Origin of the sequence: Curtobacterium sp. PhB130, assembly GCF_003755165.1 — a bacterium.
Taxonomy (GTDB): Bacteria; Actinomycetota; Actinomycetes; order Actinomycetales; family Microbacteriaceae; genus Curtobacterium.
The window spans coordinates 753347-769117 of sequence record NZ_RKII01000007.1 but is presented as its reverse complement, the minus strand read 5'-3'; the positions used below and the strand labels follow the sequence as shown (position 1 = coordinate 769117).

At 73.4% G+C, this 15771-nt stretch carries 15 protein-coding genes; 9 read left to right on the top strand and 6 right to left on the bottom strand.

Going from position 1 to position 15771, the window contains the following annotated elements:
- Positions 1–88 precede the first annotated feature (88 nt).
- Positions 89–682 carry a TNT domain-containing protein gene (locus tag EDF24_RS09475; RefSeq protein ID WP_123702422.1) on the top strand — a complete coding sequence of 198 codons (594 nt, stop codon included), beginning with the start codon at positions 89–91 and terminating at the stop codon, positions 680–682.
- Positions 683–739: 57 nt separating this feature from the next.
- On the opposite strand, the gene EDF24_RS09470 is transcribed toward EDF24_RS09475, so the two are convergent.
- From EDF24_RS09470 to EDF24_RS09450, 5 genes are read right to left on the bottom strand one after another with little or no spacing between them, the layout of a single operon-like run.
- Positions 740–1273: a hypothetical protein gene (locus EDF24_RS09470; protein ID WP_123702420.1), complete on the bottom strand. Its 534-nt coding sequence runs from the start codon at positions 1271–1273 to the stop codon at positions 740–742.
- Positions 1270–3603, bottom strand: a complete 2334-nt coding sequence (locus EDF24_RS09465; protein ID WP_123702418.1) for a TNT domain-containing protein — start codon at positions 3601–3603, stop codon at positions 1270–1272. Before EDF24_RS09465 ends, EDF24_RS09470 begins: the two co-directional genes overlap by 4 nt.
- Positions 3604–3622: 19 nt before the next feature.
- The gene (locus EDF24_RS09460; RefSeq protein WP_123656095.1) at positions 3623–4006 is read right to left on the bottom strand and encodes a DUF6507 family protein; all 384 of its coding nucleotides are present in this window, start codon (positions 4004–4006) and stop codon (positions 3623–3625) included.
- 2 nt (positions 4007–4008) lie between these two features.
- On the bottom strand, positions 4009–4329 hold the full coding sequence (locus EDF24_RS09455) for a pore-forming ESAT-6 family protein (RefSeq protein WP_123656094.1): 321 nt from the start codon (positions 4327–4329) through the stop codon (positions 4009–4011).
- Between the two features lie 21 nt (positions 4330–4350).
- Complete coding sequence (locus EDF24_RS09450) at positions 4351–4686, bottom strand: WXG100 family type VII secretion target (RefSeq protein WP_123656093.1); 336 nt, start codon at positions 4684–4686, stop codon at positions 4351–4353.
- Between the two features lie 158 nt (positions 4687–4844).
- Between EDF24_RS09450 and EDF24_RS09445 the strand changes: the two genes are divergently transcribed.
- Genes EDF24_RS09445 through EDF24_RS09415 form a run of 8 tightly spaced genes read left to right on the top strand, consistent with a single transcriptional unit; the run spans position 4845 to position 14450 of the window.
- Positions 4845–5897, top strand: coding sequence for an FHA domain-containing protein (locus tag EDF24_RS09445; RefSeq protein ID WP_123702416.1), 1053 nt, complete (start codon positions 4845–4847; stop codon positions 5895–5897).
- The gene (locus EDF24_RS09440) at positions 5894–6991 is read left to right on the top strand and encodes a DUF6177 family protein (RefSeq protein ID WP_123656091.1); all 1098 of its coding nucleotides are present in this window, start codon (positions 5894–5896) and stop codon (positions 6989–6991) included. Before EDF24_RS09445 ends, EDF24_RS09440 begins: the two co-directional genes overlap by 4 nt.
- Positions 6975–7298, top strand: coding sequence for a hypothetical protein (locus EDF24_RS19160; RefSeq protein ID WP_165931556.1), 324 nt, complete (start codon positions 6975–6977; stop codon positions 7296–7298). The genes EDF24_RS09440 and EDF24_RS19160 overlap by 17 nt, the downstream gene beginning before the upstream one ends.
- On the top strand, positions 7295–8662 hold the full coding sequence (locus EDF24_RS09435) for an EsaB/YukD family protein (RefSeq protein WP_185021620.1): 1368 nt from the start codon (positions 7295–7297) through the stop codon (positions 8660–8662). The genes EDF24_RS19160 and EDF24_RS09435 overlap by 4 nt, the downstream gene beginning before the upstream one ends.
- Positions 8663–8664: 2 nt before the next feature.
- Positions 8665–9567, top strand: a complete 903-nt coding sequence (locus EDF24_RS09430) for a hypothetical protein (protein WP_123702412.1) — start codon at positions 8665–8667, stop codon at positions 9565–9567.
- Positions 9564–13529, top strand: a complete 3966-nt coding sequence (gene eccCa, locus EDF24_RS09425) for a type VII secretion protein EccCa (RefSeq protein WP_123702410.1) — start codon at positions 9564–9566, stop codon at positions 13527–13529. Before EDF24_RS09430 ends, eccCa begins: the two co-directional genes overlap by 4 nt.
- On the top strand, positions 13519–13863 hold the full coding sequence (locus EDF24_RS09420; protein WP_123702407.1) for a hypothetical protein: 345 nt from the start codon (positions 13519–13521) through the stop codon (positions 13861–13863). Before eccCa ends, EDF24_RS09420 begins: the two co-directional genes overlap by 11 nt.
- A complete protein-coding gene (locus EDF24_RS09415) occupies positions 13860–14450 on the top strand; it encodes a hypothetical protein (protein WP_123702405.1) in 591 nt (196 codons plus the stop codon). The genes EDF24_RS09420 and EDF24_RS09415 overlap by 4 nt, the downstream gene beginning before the upstream one ends.
- A gap of 163 nt (positions 14451–14613) precedes the next feature.
- Here EDF24_RS09415 and EDF24_RS09410 read toward each other — a convergent pair whose 3' ends face one another.
- Positions 14614–15771, bottom strand: a complete 1158-nt coding sequence (locus tag EDF24_RS09410; protein WP_123702656.1) for a mannitol-1-phosphate 5-dehydrogenase — start codon at positions 15769–15771, stop codon at positions 14614–14616.

Genomic DNA, 15771 nt, shown 5'->3' with positions numbered 1-15771 from the left:
CGACCAGGCTGGCCACCGATAGCCTGGAAGCGTGACCTTCGCTTCGCTTCGAGCCGATCTCGATCGGTCCGGATTCTCCACACAATTCGTGTCGCTTCCGGGCGACGAGCGTCCGCTCCCGCCGCTCGAGGGGGCTCTCCGGGTCCAGCCGGTCGAAACCGGTTTCGAGCTCCAGAGCGTCGACTACGGACAAGCCCGGACGATCGGTCACGCGTCCGACGAGCTCGGCGCCGCCGAACTCGTGCGGGCGTTCCTCAGGCGTCCCGTTCCTGCTCCGCGCATCTTCGAGCGGGACGAGTTCGACCGCCTCGTGAGCAATTCGGAGCGGTACCTGCCAGAGCTCACGGACCGGATCCGCTCGTCCGGTGGACGCGTCCTGATCCAGATCCCCCCGATGATCCCCGTCGACCGGATCGGTGGTCCGGACGGTTGGCTGCTCAATCCGTTCGGTGCCTCGTTCGAGTCGAGGTCGTTGCCACCGACCGCGCTCTCGGCTCCGTCGACGGTCCACCAGTTCGTCACCGAACGTGACGTCCTCGTCGGGGCACAGCTCACGCTGCCCTGGTTCGGCCAGCCCGGCGGTGCGATCCGGTTCACCATCGCAGACGAGGGCGCCACCATCCGTGATCTCCTGGTCGATGGCTCCCTCCGGAAGATCCAGATCGGCTCAGACCGGAACTGACGTCGAAGCCGAGCGGACGCTCGGGCGGCCGGACCGGGCCGGTCGGCCGGATCCGGTTCAGGCGGACAGCGAGGCGGCAGCGAACGCGCCGCGGGAGTCCTCGTCGAGGGCACACGGTTCGATCCGGTCGATCGGTACGCGCGCGACGGTTGCGAACTGCACCGCTCGGGCCATGGGGAGCGCCCCACCGAACCGAGCGCGGTGTTCTTCCCCGCGGACAGTCCAGCGCACGAGCACGGTGCGCCCCTCGGGCACCGCGGTGAACCCCGCCGGGAGTTCGCGCTCCCGGTTCAACAACCAGTCCCCGAGCCCGAGCCCCGATCGGGCCCGGAGCGCCTCGGCTGCAACCGTCACGATCCACCGTTCCGCATCGGAGACGTCGTTGAAGACCGTGCCCGTGTCGCGGCCGGCGCCACGGTCGCCTCTCCACTCGACCACGCCGTCAGGAGTGAGGGTGTACCGGTCGAGCGTCTCGAGGTCACCGAACTCGACCCGGTCGGGCTCGACCTGGACTCGATCGAATTCGGCTCGCGACAGGACGTCGCGCATGAGATCGAGTTCCGAGAACTCGACGAGGGCAGATTCGGTCACAGGAGGATCTTCAGTCGCTTGAGTTCGGAGACGGAGACGAACGTCGGCGGGTCCCCGGGCGTGAAGAAGCGGACCTGGAGGCCGCCTCCCGGGTGTCCGAACGCCGGTGCGATCTCGCTGACCTCGATCTTCAGACCATGGCCCTCGAACGCAGCAGCGTCGAAGTCGAACTTCGAGTACGCGTCGCTGAGGTTCGACGGTGGCAGCGCACGTTCTTCGAACGAGTTCCCGGGGAACGACAGGAAGTCGCCGGAGTCCTTGCCGAGGCGATCGAGCTGTGATCCGTACTGCTGCACGAACGCGTCCGGATCGGTCCAGTCGACACGGTGGCCCGCGACGGCACCGCCGTTGCCCGGGTACTCCGGAGCGTAGGAGTTCCAGTCGTCGTTCCAGTCGACGTAGCGGTCCTCCCAGTCCTCTCGCGTGAGGTAGTTGCCGTCGGCGTCCTTGCCGTAGAGGCCGTTCGGGTTGCCCCAGTCATCGACGAGTGCGCGGACGTCGTCGCTCATCCCTGCACCGGTGTAGGTCGGGTCGTCCGGCGCCCGGTACTTCGAGCCGAGATCATCGAGGTGCAGGTGCGGATCGCCGTAGTCCGCCCGCTCCGGGTTGCCGCGGACCGACTCGTCGCGCTCCCAGCCGGGACCGCTCGCGTCGTCGGAGAACACCGGGTCGGTCGACCGGTCGTAGTGGTGCGCGGGAGGAGCCGCGGGGTCGCCGTGGGCGCCCGTGCCGTCGCCCGTGCCGTCGCCCGTGCCGTCGCCCGTGCCGGGATCGTGGTCCTGTCCCGTTCCACTGTCCGCGTCCGAGCCGTGCCCGGCGCCGCCGTCGGCATCGGAACCGTGTCCAGTGCCAGCACCGTCGCCATCGGCCCCGTGACCGCTGCCACCGCCGTGCTCGGCATCCGTCCCGTGCCCGGAACCACCACTGCTGCCGGAGTCACCCCCGTGCCCACCGGACGAGCCCGATCCGGACCCGGACCCGGAGTCCGACCCGCCGCCGTGCTCGGTCGCGGTCCCCGACTCCCCGTGCCCACCGGCACCCACGAGCTCCGGCTCCCGCACCGGCGGGGCCTCGACCGTGGACCCACCGTTGTGGGCGTTCACCGGCGCCTCGACGCTCGGCTCCGACCGCACCGGCGGCACCTCGGCGTCGCTGCCGTGGTGCCCGTGCAGGAAGTCCCCGAGTCCGGTCTTGAAGTCCGCGATCTTGCCCGTGAAGCCGGACATGTCGCCGAGCCCGGACGACACCAGGCCCTTGAGGTCGCCGAGCTTCGGCAGCACCGACGTGAGCCCCTTCGACGCCCAGGCGCCCGCGTCGACGAGGTCCAGGAACTTGCCCGCCTTGCCGACGGTGCCGGCGACTTCGCCCACCTTGCCGAGCGCACCGACCTTGCCGACCTCGCCCGCGACGGGGATGAGCAGGGAGCCGATGCCCCACACGGCCTGTCCCGCAGCGCGGCCCGGGTCGTCCGCCCAGGCGTCCCACCCGACGGTGGCCTTGCCGAGGCCCTTCCAGGCGTCGCCGGCGTTGCCCCAGCTCCACGAGTTGTCCGCGGCGCTGTAGCCGATGAGCGATCCCATGCCCTTCCAGGCGCTGGTGAGGGTGTCGAGGTGCCACCCGGTGCCGTCGATGCCGACGAGCTGTCCGAGGCCCTGGACGGTGCCCCAGATCCCGTCGACGACGACGCCCTGCAGCAGGTGCGGGACGAAGTACAGCGTCTTCTCGCCGCAGCTCTCCTTCCGGGCCTCGGCGGTCCCCCACGGCAGCTCCGTGCCCATCGGGAGTTCCTTGTACCCGTAGCCGAGCTTGTCGTCGGGGTCGTTGCCCGTCATCGCGTGCAGCGCGGCCAGGCCGGAGAGTCCGCGGATCGTGTTCGCGCAGGTGCGCTCAGCCGCCTGGTAGGCGACGACCTGGTTCGCGACGCCGTTGATGATGTCGTTGTTCTCGCCGTTGAGGGTCTCGTCCTCGTCCCAGGCGCCGTCGTGCTGCTTGACGTCGGCGTGCAGCTGGTTGCCCCGCGTGACGTAGGTCTTGAGCTTCGCGACGATCGGGGTGACCTCGGTCACGAAGTCGTCGAGCGCCTTCGCGACGGTGTCCAGGTCGTCGCCGAACGCGGTGCCCTGCGGCACGATCGGGTTCATCGCGTCGAAGAGCTGCTGGTCAGCCGGCCCCTCGTACGACTGCGAGATCGGCGTCCACGCACTGTGGATGTCGGCCGTGCCGTCGCGCACCGCCGACGCGACGGTCCGCAGGTTCCCGGCTCCCGCCGTGATCCCGGAGAGGTCGACGTCGGTGTACGGGATCTCCCCGACCTTGACGAGTCCGCTCATCGCGCTGTGGTTCCCCCTGCTAGTTCGCGCCCGGAGCGCCGTCGAACGCGGAGAAGTCCCCGTTCGACGCCGCGGACACGGCGTTCGACTGCGTCGTGGCCGCCATGGCCTCGTCGCCCTCGTTGATGGCGGCGGTCGCCCCGGAAGCCCCGAGGAGCGATGCGCGCACCCGGTTCTGGATGCCGGTGAGCGTGGCCTTGCGGTGCTCGAAGAACCCCGCGATGGCCTCGCCGATCACCTGCGACTGCGCGGCTGTCGCGGCCGCCTGCACGACCGTGTCGACGCCCTTGACCGATCCGTCCTCGGAGCCGCCGAGCGCGGTCGACATCGTCGTCGTCCGGTCGGCGACCGCGGTGAGGACACGCTCGACCCCCGCGGGGTCGACCCGCCATCCGTTCGCCATCGTCAGCCGATGTTGCCGACGGCGGACTTCGCCTTGCTGATCGCCGACTGCGCCGACTCGTCGTTCGACTGCAGCGAGCTGCGGAGCGTCGCGATGATCGACTTGACCTCGTTCGCGACGGAGTTCCAGCGCTGTTCCTTCGCGTGGTACTCGTCCGAGACGCCGTCGGCCTGGTAGTCGGCCATCGCGGCCTTCACGTCGCTGTCGCGCTGGGCGATCAGCGACTCGAGCTGCGACGCGACCGCGTTGAAGTTGTCCTGGGCGTTCTGCGATGCGGCGACGTCGTAGTCACGACGGTCTGCCTGGTTGCCACCGTTGCTCATGATCTGTTTCCCCTCGTGAGATCAGGCGCGGCCGCTGAAGCGGGCCGCGTCGAAGTTGGCACTGCCCTCGGCCGACGTCGTCGACTGGGCCATGTCCTGGTCGCCTTCCTGGAAGGAACGGTCCATGCCGGACACACCCTGCAGGACGCTCGCGAGCGCTCCGTTCAGCTCGTTCGCGATCGAGTCGGTCTGCCCCTTGAAGCGGTCGAAGGCGGCGCGACCGGCACCGTTGAACCGGCCCTGGAGCGGCTCGGCGGAATCCGCGAGCCGGTGCACGAGCGTGCCCAGGTCGCCGGATGCGTTGGACGTCTGCTTGGTCAGGTTGGTGAGCACCTGAGCCCCCATCGCGAACTTCATCGCATGCCTCTTTCTGTCGTTCCCCACCCCCGGTCCGGGGGACGCCGGATGCAACGCAGCCTAGACCAACACCGGGCGTGTTGCACCCGACACCGTTCTCGATCCCGGAGGTCGCCGGTCTCTGCCATGATCGGACGAGCCGATGGGAGGTGGGGGCGATGTCGACGATCGTGGTGGAGACCGTGGTACCGGTCCTCACGTGCGGCCGGTGCGGGGCGGCGACGACGCACGGGCAGCGGTTCTGCACGGACTGCGGCGTGCTGATCGGCCGGACCGTCGGGTCGGTCGAGTTCGACCCGTTCCGCGGTGTGGTCCCCGCGTCCGCCGGCGCGGTCGCGGCGGCGCGCGGCCTCGACGTGCTCGTCTGCCTGATCGGGGCGGCACTCGGCGCCGGCCTCTTCCTCCTCGCCCACACGGCGGTCCCCCGCTCGGACGCGGTCGGCACCTCGATCGCCGGAGCCGTCCTCGGCTTCGTCGTGACGGCCGTCGCGGTGGTGATCCGAGCCTCCAGGACGGGTCGTGGACCCGGCGGACTCGTGATGGCGACCCGCGTCGTCGACGGTGACGACGCGCTCGCATGCGGCCCGGCTGCCGCCGTCGGACGGCTGCGGGGTCGGCACCGACCCCGCGACGGGGGCCCGTGGGCCCGCGCCACGGGCACCGTCACCGCGTCGCTCCGTGCGGGTCGCGACCCGCTGTCGCCGGCCCTCGACCAGCTCGGCATGACGTACGGGGCAGCGGCGGCTGCGGGGGTCCGGCCCCACACGCCCACCCCGACGGGAGGACCGGTGCCGGTCGGTCTCGACGCCACGCGTCTCGCGGGCGGTCCCGTCCCGTCCGTGCCCACCTCCGGCGTCGACGCCGACCCCGTCCCGCTGGACGCCACCGTGCTCACCTTCGACACCGGTGCCGTGCACTGGTTCCGCACGACCTGCGTCGTCGGCCGGAACCCCGAGGCAGAAGCGGGCGTGACGACGATCGCGGTGCCCGACCTGTCCCGCACGCTCTCGAAGACCCACACCGCGCTCGTGCAGGAGAACGGTGTCGTCCGCATCCGTGACCTGGCGTCCACCAACGGCACCACCGTCGTGCACACGGACGGCTCGTTCGACGACCTCGTCCCCGGAGCGGACGTCGTGCTGGAACCCGGCGCGACCGTCCGGATCGGTGACCACGCGTTCCGGCTCGACCGGGTCGGTGGTGCCGCATGAGCCGGTCACGCGGGCACGACCCGGACGCGCACCTGGTCGCGAAGCACCCCCTCGCCGACTCGGTCGGGGACGGCTCGGTGCGCATCGAGAGCCGCGCGGCGGTCGTGCACCTCGGCGTCGGGCGGCTCGACCTGCTCGGCCGGGCGGCGGCCGAGGGCGCTCGCCCGATCCTCGTCACCGACGGACTCTCCCGGCTCACCGAACCGTTCCGGCAGTACCTCGTCGACACCGGCGGTGCCTGGGTGGTGCGCGGGCAGGACGGGCTGCGCAACGGCCTCGACGGTCGGCGGCTCGACGCCTTCACCGACGCCGTCGTCCTCGGACCGCCGACGTCGGTCGACGACGTCGCCGTGCCGTACCTCCGGCCGGAACCGGCGGACGCGGAACAGCTCGTCGTCTCGGTGTCCGTGCGGCACCGTGCGGCAGCGGAGACGATCCTCGGCAGCACGGCCGAGCTCGTCGCGACGGAGCTCGCCGGCGCAGCGCCCACCGGCTGGGGCACGCACGAACCGGCCGGTCGCCCGTGGAGCCGGCACGACCTGACCGCGGCGGCGCGCGACCGGATGCCGACCTCGACGCGCTTCGTCGTGATCGGCCCCGGCTCGGCGTCGACGGTGACCGCGCAGCGCACCGACCACGGGGTCGAGGAACTGACGACCGGGCTGGTGTCCGCGGGGCCGATCGGCGACCCGGTGACAGCGATGCGGATCGCCGCGGTCCCGCAGGTGCTCGGGCGCCTCGCGGCGACGCAGCTCCCGCTGTTCGCACTCGTGATGCGGCGACCCGGACGCTCCGACCTGCTGCAGTCCCCCGTCCTGCAGGCGCCGCCGGCTCCGGTCGCGATGCTCCTCGGCGCGCCGGCCGTCCGCGACCTCGGCCTCGACCCCGCTGCGATGGCGGAGCGCTTCGGCGCCGTCGTCGCCGGACGCCCGCGGATCCCGGCGCTCGTGCTGCCGTTCGGCCGGCGCTCCGACCGCGACCCGGTGCGCGAGCTGGCCGACGTGCTCGACGACATCGGGTTCAGCCGGGTGGCGGACGCGACCGAGATGGACCAGACGACACGAGAGCGGGTGCACCGTGCCACGGAACAGTGACGCCGTCCTGCTGGAGAGCGTCGCGACCCACCGTCGGCGACTCCGGCAGGCCTTCGTGCTCGGGCGGCTCGCGGACCGCCGGCAGGTCAACGACAACGTCCGGCGGTTCATCGGCAGCGTGGTGCTCGCCGCGGTGGTGGGGGTCGGGTGCCTCGGGTACTCCTTCGTGACCACCGCCCTCGCGAAGCAGGCCGCGCAGCAGGCGACGACGAGCGGCATCGTCAGCTCGACCGCCCCGTCGACGTCGACCAGCACCGGCTCGACCAGCACCGACCCGACCAGCACCGACGCCCCGGAGGCACCGTGACCGACTTCACCCGAGTGACCGTGGTCGGGGCCGCTCGCCGTGCCGACGTCGTCGTCGCGTCCGACGAGCCCTTCGCGGGGCTGCTCCCCCGGTTCGTCGACATCCTCGACGAGCCGGTGGCGGACAGCGCGCACCCGGTCACCCTGGTGCGCATCACCGGCGAGGAACTCTCGCTCGGCGCCGGCGCATCCGACCAGTCGGTGGCCGACGGTGAGGTCCTGCACCTGGTCCGTCGCGCCGACGCACCGCCGCCACCCGAGGTGAGCGACGTCACCGACGTGGTCGCGGAGTCGCTCGGCCGCCGGGACGACACCTGGGGCGACGCCGCACGGCAGTCCGTCGCCGCGGCCGCCGTCGGCACGGCATCGAGTCTCCTGGGGTCGCTGGCGGTCATCGCGCTGAGCGCGCGATGGGTGCTGCGTGCGGCACAGGACCAGGCCCCGTCGCCCGTCGTCCTGCCCGCGGTCGTCCTCGGCGCCGCGCTCGTCCTCGCGCTCGCGGCCGTCGTCGCCGGGCGTGCCGGTGCCCGGTGGACGGGGATCGTCCTGACCGCAGCGTCCGCGGGCATGGCGCTGCCCGTCGGCCTCGCCGGTGCGCCGCTGATGGCCCGCGCCGCCGACGGCGCGGCGATGCTCGCCGCGTTCGTCGTCATCTGGGCGTGGATCGCGCTCGGCATCGGCCTCGGGATCGGACAGCGGATGCGCACCGTCGGGCTCGCCGCGGTCGTCGGCGTGGTCCTCCCCGCCGTCGGTGTCCTCACGTGGCTCACCCCGGCCGTGCCCGCGGCCGGCTGGGGCGTCGTCGCCGTGGCCTCCCTCGTCGCCTGCGGCCTGCTGCCGTCCGCCGCGATGTCCTCCGCCGGGCTCACCGGGCTCGACGACCAGGTCGGCGCCGGCGGGCTCGTCGGTCGCCCGCGCGTCGTCTCCGCGCTCGACGACGCCTACCGCTCGCTCGACTGGGTGACCGCCGCCGTCGCCGCACCGCTCGCGATGGCGGGTGCCGCACTCCTCGGCGCCGAGGACCCGTGGGCGATCGCGCTCGGTGTCGTCACGGTCGTCGTGACCGCGCTCCGCACCCGGGCGTTCCCGCTCGCGCTGCAGGGTGTGCTGCTGTGGTCCGCGGTCACCGTCGCCGCGGTCGTGGGGCTCCTCGACCACGCGACGGCGTCCCCGACGATCGTCGTGCTGGTGCTCGCGGGGCTGGCCGTCGTGGCCGCGCTCCTCGCCGGCATCCGGCCCGCCGCACACCAGCGCGCACGGCTCCGCTCCATCGGCAACGCGCTCGAGACGATCGCCGTCGTGGTGGCGCTCCCGCTGCTGCTCGGGACCTTCGGGCTGTTCGCCGCACTCCTGGAGACGTTCTGAGCATGGTCGACCTCCGCGACGCCGGCCCCGCACTCGTCCGGGCGTTCTTCGGCAGCACCGCCGGGGGCGCCCGCGAACTCGACGACGCGCACCGGGCCATCCGGCAGGGCGTGCCCACCAGCCGCCGGATCGCGTTCACCTCGCTCGCCGGCGGGACGGGGTGCTCGGCGACCGCGGCCGCCGTCGCCACGGTGCTCGCGCGGCGGCGTCCCGGGCGGGTGCTCGGGGTCGACGGCGCCGCCGGCAACCGGTCGCTCGCCCGGTACGCGGGGACACCGCTCGAGGGCGCGACGCCGCCGTCCGCGCTCCGGGCCGGGGCCCGTGCGTCGTGGGAGGCCACCGACGGGCTGGCGCTCGCGCCGTCCGGACTGCACGTGCTGCGGGTCGGCGGCGTGGGGCCGGGTCACGGAGCCTTCCCCGACCGGGCAGCCTCGCCCGAGCGTGGGGCGTTCCCCGACCGGGCGGCCTCGCCCGACGAGTGGGCCGACGCCGTCGACCCGATCGCCCGGTTCTTCGACGTCGTCGTCGGTGACTGGGGCCGACGGTCGCCGTTCGTCGACCTCGGCGCCGTGGCCGAGGACGCACACGTCGTCGCACTCGTCTGCGCCGCCGACCGTGCCGCGATCGAGGCCGCGGTGTCCCACGCGGACGCCGTCCGCGCCCACGCCACGGGGACCGAGGTGGTCGTCGTCCCGGTCGACGTCACCGGCGAGGGACAGCGCGCCGCACGCACCGCGGAGACCTGGGACCACGTCCGTGTGCTCCCCGTGCCGCACGACCCCGCCGTGACCGACCCGCGCCGGGTCCGGTCCGCCGCGCTCCGCACCGGTCTCGTCCACCTGACGGCCGCACTCGTCGACGCGGCCGTCGACGCCACCCGACGCCCGACGGGAGCACCCCGGTGAACCGCATCGTCCACCGCCCGGCGCGGATCACGACGCCGCTCGTCCGCCCCGACGCCGAACAGCTCGCGCCGCCGCCCCAGCTCCCCGAGGGTCCGAGCGGCGGGCTGCCGCTGCAGTCCCTGTTGCCGGTGGTCGGCGCGGTGTCGTCCGTCGTCATGATGGTCGTGCTCCGCGGGAACAACCCGGTGCTCATGGTCGTCGCAGCACTGGTCTTCGTCGTGGCGCTCGTCGGCGGGCTCGGCATGGCGTTCACCCAGCGCGGGAACGCCGTGCGCAACCGTCGCACCCAGCGCGAGCGCTACCTGGACTACCTCGAAGAGCTGCGGAGCGACCTCCGGGACCGCGCCCGCGAGGTCCGTGAACGCGCCGAGCACGTCGACCCCGCGCCGGAGACCCTCACCCGCCTGGTGCGGGACCCCGCCCGGCTCTGGGAACGCCGACGGCAGCACGGGGACTTCCTGCGTGCCCGGGTCGGCACCGGCGACGTGCGGTGGCTCGACCTCACCGTGCCCGCCGACCAGAACCCCGTCCAGCCGCTCGACCCGCTGATGCTCGTCGAGCTCGAGCAGGTCGCCGAGCACTACGGCACCGTCCGTGCGATGCCGGTGTCGGTCGCGCTCGACGACGCCGGGGACGTCTCGGTCGTGGGCGACCGGGCCGCCGTGCTCGACGTCGCCCGCGCCCTCGCCGCCCAGCTGGCCGCGATGCACTCCCCCGACGACCTCCAGCTCGCCGCCGCGTTCCCCGCGGACCGCGACGAGGACTGGGCGTGGTTCGACCTCTTGCCGCACACCCGGATGGACCGCACCTTCGACGGCCCGCTGCACGCGCGCCGCGTCGCTCCGGACGTCACGGCGCTCGCCCGGGTGCTCGGCGCCGAGCTCGGCGAACGCGCCCGGACCGCCGCGATGTGGCGCCGCTCCGGCGAGTCCGCCAAGCGGAGCGACATGCCGCGCCTGGTCGTCTTCGCCGACGAGCACGGTGACGTCGCGGTCCCGCTGCCCCTGCCGGAGGGCGAGTCCCGCCCGGAGGACCTCCGGACCACCGTCGTGCACCTGGTGTCCGACCGCCTGCACGAACCCTCCGACGTGCGGGTGCGCATCACCGCGACGAGCACCGAGGACGGTCGGACCGACCTGCACGTGGTCGACGCCCGCGACGTCGCCGAGGGCGAGCCCGCACCGGTGCAGTCCGCCGTGTGCGACCGCGTCGAGCCCACGGTGATGACCGCCGTCGCACGCGGGCTCGCACCGCTCCGGCTGTCCGCCGACGCCGAGGAGCGGACCGAGTCCTCGGCCGCCATCGGCATCGCCGAGCTCATCGGCACCGACGACGTGACCGCGCTCGACACCGCCAGGACCTGGCGTCCGCGGGCGCCGCGCGACTTCCTGCGGGTGCCGATCGGCGTCGACGACTTCGGTGCGCCGCTGCTGCTCGACCTCAAGGAGTCCGCACAGCTCGGCATGGGGCCGCACGGCATCTGCATCGGCGCGACCGGCTCCGGCAAGAGCGAGATGCTCCGGACGCTCGTCCTCGGGCTCGCGGTCTCGCACCCGCCCGAGGACCTCACGATGATCCTCGTCGACTACAAGGGCGGCGCGGCGTTCGCCCCGTTCGCCCGGTTGCCGCACGTCGCCGGGCTCATCGACAACCTCGCCGACGACCCGCAGCTGACCCGGCGCGCACGCTCGAGCATCGCGGGTGAGGTCCGTCGCCGTCAGGAGCTCCTCCGTGACGCCGGGTCGTCGCCGTCGATCACGCACTACCGCGAGCTGCGCACGCGCCGCCCGGAGCTGCCGCCGATGCCGCACCTGGTGCTCGTGATCGACGAGTTCGGCGAACTGCTCACCGCGGAGCCCGACTTCGTCGACCTGCTGCTCACCATCGGCCGCATCGGGCGCTCGATCGGCATCCACCTGCTGCTCTCCAGCCAGCGCATCGAGGCCGGCAAGCTCCGCGGACTCGACACCTACCTGTCCTACCGGCTCGGCCTCCGCACGTTCTCCGAGGCGGAGAGCCAGGTCGTGCTCGACACCGGCGACGCGTTCCACCTGCCGGCGGTCCCCGGGTACGGCTACCTCAAGGTCGACACCAGCGTCTACACGCGCTTCCGCGCCGGCTACGTGTCGGGTCCCGTGGAGGACGCCGCGCCGTCGCCGAACGACGTCGAGACGACGCCGGAGCCGTTCGAGCTGCCGGTCTACAACACGCTCACGGTCGAGGACGACTCACCGGCCGAGGCCACCCTGGACTCCCCCGACGTCGGTCGCAGCGTCGTCGACGAAGCGGTCGAGCGGCTCGGTGAGGGCGAGGGCAGCACCACGCCCGTGTGGCTCCCGCCGCTGCCGACCCGCCTGGCGCTCGGCGCCGTGCTCGACGCCAACGCGCCCGCGGACTCGACCGGCCTCCGGCTCCCCCTCGGGCTGCTCGACGACCCGGTCCGGCAGCGGCAGGCGGCCTGGCAGGTCGACCTGACGCTCGGCGGTGGGCACGCCGCCGTGATCGGGGCGCCGGGTTCCGGTCGCACCACGTTCCTCCGGACGGTCGCGACGTCGATCGCCCTGACGAAGACCCCGCGGCAGGTGAGCGTCTACGGCATGGACCTCGCCGGCGGCGGGCTCTCCCGCATCGAGGGCTTCCCGCACGTCGGTGGCGTCGCGACCCGGTCGGACCGCAACCGGCTGCTGCGGCTCATCGAGGAACTGCAGGCGATGATCCGGCAGCGCGAGACCGTGTTCCGCGTGCACGGGATCGACTCGCTGCCGATGCTCCGTGCGCGCCACGCCGAGGGCCGCGTCCCCGAGCTCGGCTCCGCGGACGTCGTCCTGCTCGTCGACGGCTTCTCCGCGATGCGCACCGAGTTCGAGGAGCTCGAAGACGCCTTCGGGGACCTCCTGCAGCGCGGCGGCAGCTTCGGCATCCACGTCGTCGTCGCGCTCACCCGCTGGAACGAGCTGCGGCTCGCCGTCCAGCCGCTCATCGGGCAGCGGTTCGAGCTGCGGCTGAACGACCCCGCCGACTCGACGATCGCCCGTGCGGCGGCGGCGACGCTCAAGGCCGGCGAGCCGGGCCGTGCGCTCACCGGCGACGAGCTGTTCGCCCAGATCGCGCTCCCGCTCCTCGACGACGTGGACGACGACGACATCGGGGACGAGCTCGACGCCCTCGCCCGCCGTGCCGCCGCGTCGTGGGAGGGCCCGGCCGCAGCGCCGATCCGGCTGCTCCCCGAGTCGTTCGACCCCGCCGAACTGCCCGATCCGCTGGACACCCCGGACACCGTGCCGTTCGCGCTGCGGCAGGACACGATGGGCATCGTCGCGTTCGACCCGGCGCTCGACCAGCACCTGCTCGTCTTCGGTGACACCGCCAGCGGCAAGACGGCGCTCCTCCGTGGTCTCGCCGCGGGGTTCATGGACCGCGCGACACCGGACGAACTCGTCCTGGCGTTCATGGACGTGCGCGGCGGCGCTGCGGCCGGGACCCCGGACGAGTACCTCGGCGGCCACGCCGCGAACGGTCGGGACGCCCGGGCCCTCGCGACGGCGATCGCCGGCGAGCTCGAGGCCCGCGCGGCCGGCACCACCACCGGCCCACGTCCGCGGATCGTCGTGCTCGTGGACGACTACGACATCGTCGCGTCCGCGGGCACCGACCCGCTCTCCCCGCTGCTGCCCTACCTGCCCTCGGCCAGGGACCTCGGGCTGCACGTGGTGCTCACCCGCCCGGTGGCCGGCGCCGCACGTGCGATGTACGACACCGTCCTGCAGTCCGTCCGGGACGCCGGCGCGACAGGGCTCGTGATGAGCGGCGAACGCTCGGAGGGCCAGATCTACCCGAAGGTGTACGCCGAGCAGTTCCCCGCCGGCCGCGGCCGTCTGGTCCGCCGTGGCACCGCGCCGCGCATCATCCAGGTGGCGCACTTCCCGACGGCCGACCAGAGAGGCGGCACCGATGCCCCGTGACCTCGTGATCGTCTCGAACGCGGCACCCGACCTGGCGGCGTTCGTCGTGGCCGGTGCCGACATCGCCCCCGACCTGCGACTGCGCACCCTCGACGGCGCCGCGGTGACCGAGATCGTCGACCGGTCCGGCACCGCCGTGCTGAGCATCGCGCTCCCGGAGCTGCTCGAGGCCCCAGGCGAACCCGCCCGGCTCCTCCCCGCGACCACCGACGACCCGGTGTGGTGGACCGAAGCGTGGGCGCCGTGGGGCCCCGCCGGCGACGTCGGTGTCCGGGTGGCACGCGCCTTCGCCGACGCGATCGGCGGCCGCTGCGTCGTGGAGGACGGCTCGTGAGCGACCTGCCCCCGACCTCCGCGCCCCTGCCCCCGATGCCCGGCTCCCGGCGCGCCGCGGCGGCCCGGTCCCGCACGATGATCGTCACCGGTGCCGCCGGCGGGGTCGGCACCACCACGGTCGCGGCGCTCCTCGTCGACGCGATCGGTGGTCGGATCGGCGCCGTGGTGCAGGCGAGCGACCACGCCACCGGCGACCTCGCGGCCCGGATCGCGACGCTCGACCAGGCGACGTCGCGGCACGGCGTCCACGACATCGGGGTGCACCCCGCCGCGGCAGCCGCACTCGCCGCACCGTCCGAGAACGCGGTCGTCGTGGTGATGGCGGCCACGCCGGACGGCATCGAGGCCGGCCTCGAGGCACTCGCCGCCGCGGGGTCACCGGCGTCGCAGCCCGTGGCCGTGGTCGTCGACCGTGCTCCCCGTGCCGCCGGCGTCGACGACCGGGTCCTCCGCGACGCCGGTGCGTCCGTCGTGGTCCTGCGTCGCGACGAGCACCTCGCGCGCCCGGGCCGGGTGTCCGCGCAGCGGCTCGCCCCGGCCACGACGGCGGCGGTCCGCGACCTCCTGACGCTCCTGGGCTGGTAGCGCCGGCAGCGTGCGCGAGACGCCGCAGCCTGTGTGAGACGCCGCCGAAGACCGCGGCGTCTCGCGTGGCGAGCGGCGTCTCGTGGCGGTGGACGCCACCACCACGACGGACGGGAGGCCCGGTGCCAGCTGGCACCGGGCCTCCCGTCCGGAGGGGTGGACGCTACGAGCGCGCGGAACGCACCCGCTCGGCGAACGCCGCGTGCAGCGGGTGCTCCGCACCCAGACCGGTGATCTCGGTCACGACGTCCGCGTCGGACTTGTCGGAGCCGAGCAGCGCCTGCAGCTCGACGCTCTGCTCGTCGTCCGCGACGTCGAAGCGGAGCGCCGCGCCCATCGCGTCGAGGAGCGCGATCGGCTCGGTGCCGTCCTCGGCGAGGGCGGCAGCGGGCGAGACGAAGCGCTCGTCGCGGGAGAGCTTGCGGAGCGGCTGCCGGCCGACGCGCGTGACGGTGTCCGGGAGGTGCACGTTCTCGAACCGGGCGATGATCGCCTGGACGTAGGCGCGGTGCACCTCGGGGTCGAGCTCGTGCCGACGGATCAGCAGGTCGCTCGTCTCGGCGAGCACGGACTCGAGCTCGGACCGGACCGCGGGGATCGCGATGGCGTCGGAGATCTTCTCAGCCCCGGCGACGAAGCCGTGGTACGCGACGGTGGCGTGCCCGGTGTTCACCGTGAAGAGCTTGCGCTCGATGGACGCGGCGAGCCCGTCGACGTAGTGCGCGCCGGGGAGCTCCGGCTCGGTCCCGCCGAACGGGGTGCGGTCGATCGCCCACTCGAAGTAGGTCTCGACGGTGACGTCGAGGCCGGCGCCCTCGGGCTGGGCCGGGACGATGCGGTCAACGGCGGTGTTCGCGAAGACGGCCTTGGCGAGCGCGGCGTCACGGACGTCGGCGGGCAGCGCGTCGACGATGAACTCGCGGAGGCGGTCCGTCGCGTTCAGCGCGTTCTCGCACGCCATCACGGCGATCGGGGCCGCGTCGGCGTCCCGCTGCTGGAGCGCTGCGGCGATCACCGGGGCGATGAACTTCAGGACGTTCGGTCCGACGGCGCACGTGACGATGTCGGCGGCGGCGATCTCGGCGACGACGGCCGGCTCGTCCTGCGCACTGTTCAGGGCGCGGAAGTTCGAGACCACGTGGTCCTGCGCGCCGGCACCGACCTCGTGCACGGTGTACGAGTCGGCAGCGGCCAGCGCGTCGATGAGGGGCGCCGCGACGTCCGCGAAGACGACCTCGTAGCCCGCCTCGTGCAGGAGCAGTCCGACGAAGCCGCGGCCGATGTTGCCCGCGCCGAAGTGGACGGCGGTGCGGTGGTCGAT

Coding starts and splice junctions, on each gene's coding strand:
- EDF24_RS09430 (WP_123702412.1), top strand. CDS start 8,665: ATGGTCGACCTCCGCGACGCCGGCCCCGCACTCGTCCGGGCGTTCTTC.
- EDF24_RS09460 (WP_123656095.1), bottom strand. CDS start 4,006: ATGGCGAACGGATGGCGGGTCGACCCCGCGGGGGTCGAGCGTGTCCTC.
- EDF24_RS09455 (WP_123656094.1), bottom strand. CDS start 4,329: ATGAGCAACGGTGGCAACCAGGCAGACCGTCGTGACTACGACGTCGCC.
- EDF24_RS09450 (WP_123656093.1), bottom strand. CDS start 4,686: ATGAAGTTCGCGATGGGGGCTCAGGTGCTCACCAACCTGACCAAGCAG.
- EDF24_RS09445 (WP_123702416.1), top strand. CDS start 4,845: ATGTCGACGATCGTGGTGGAGACCGTGGTACCGGTCCTCACGTGCGGC.
- EDF24_RS09440 (WP_123656091.1), top strand. CDS start 5,894: ATGAGCCGGTCACGCGGGCACGACCCGGACGCGCACCTGGTCGCGAAG.
- EDF24_RS09420 (WP_123702407.1), top strand. CDS start 13,519: ATGCCCCGTGACCTCGTGATCGTCTCGAACGCGGCACCCGACCTGGCG.
- EDF24_RS09465 (WP_123702418.1), bottom strand. CDS start 3,603: ATGAGCGGACTCGTCAAGGTCGGGGAGATCCCGTACACCGACGTCGAC.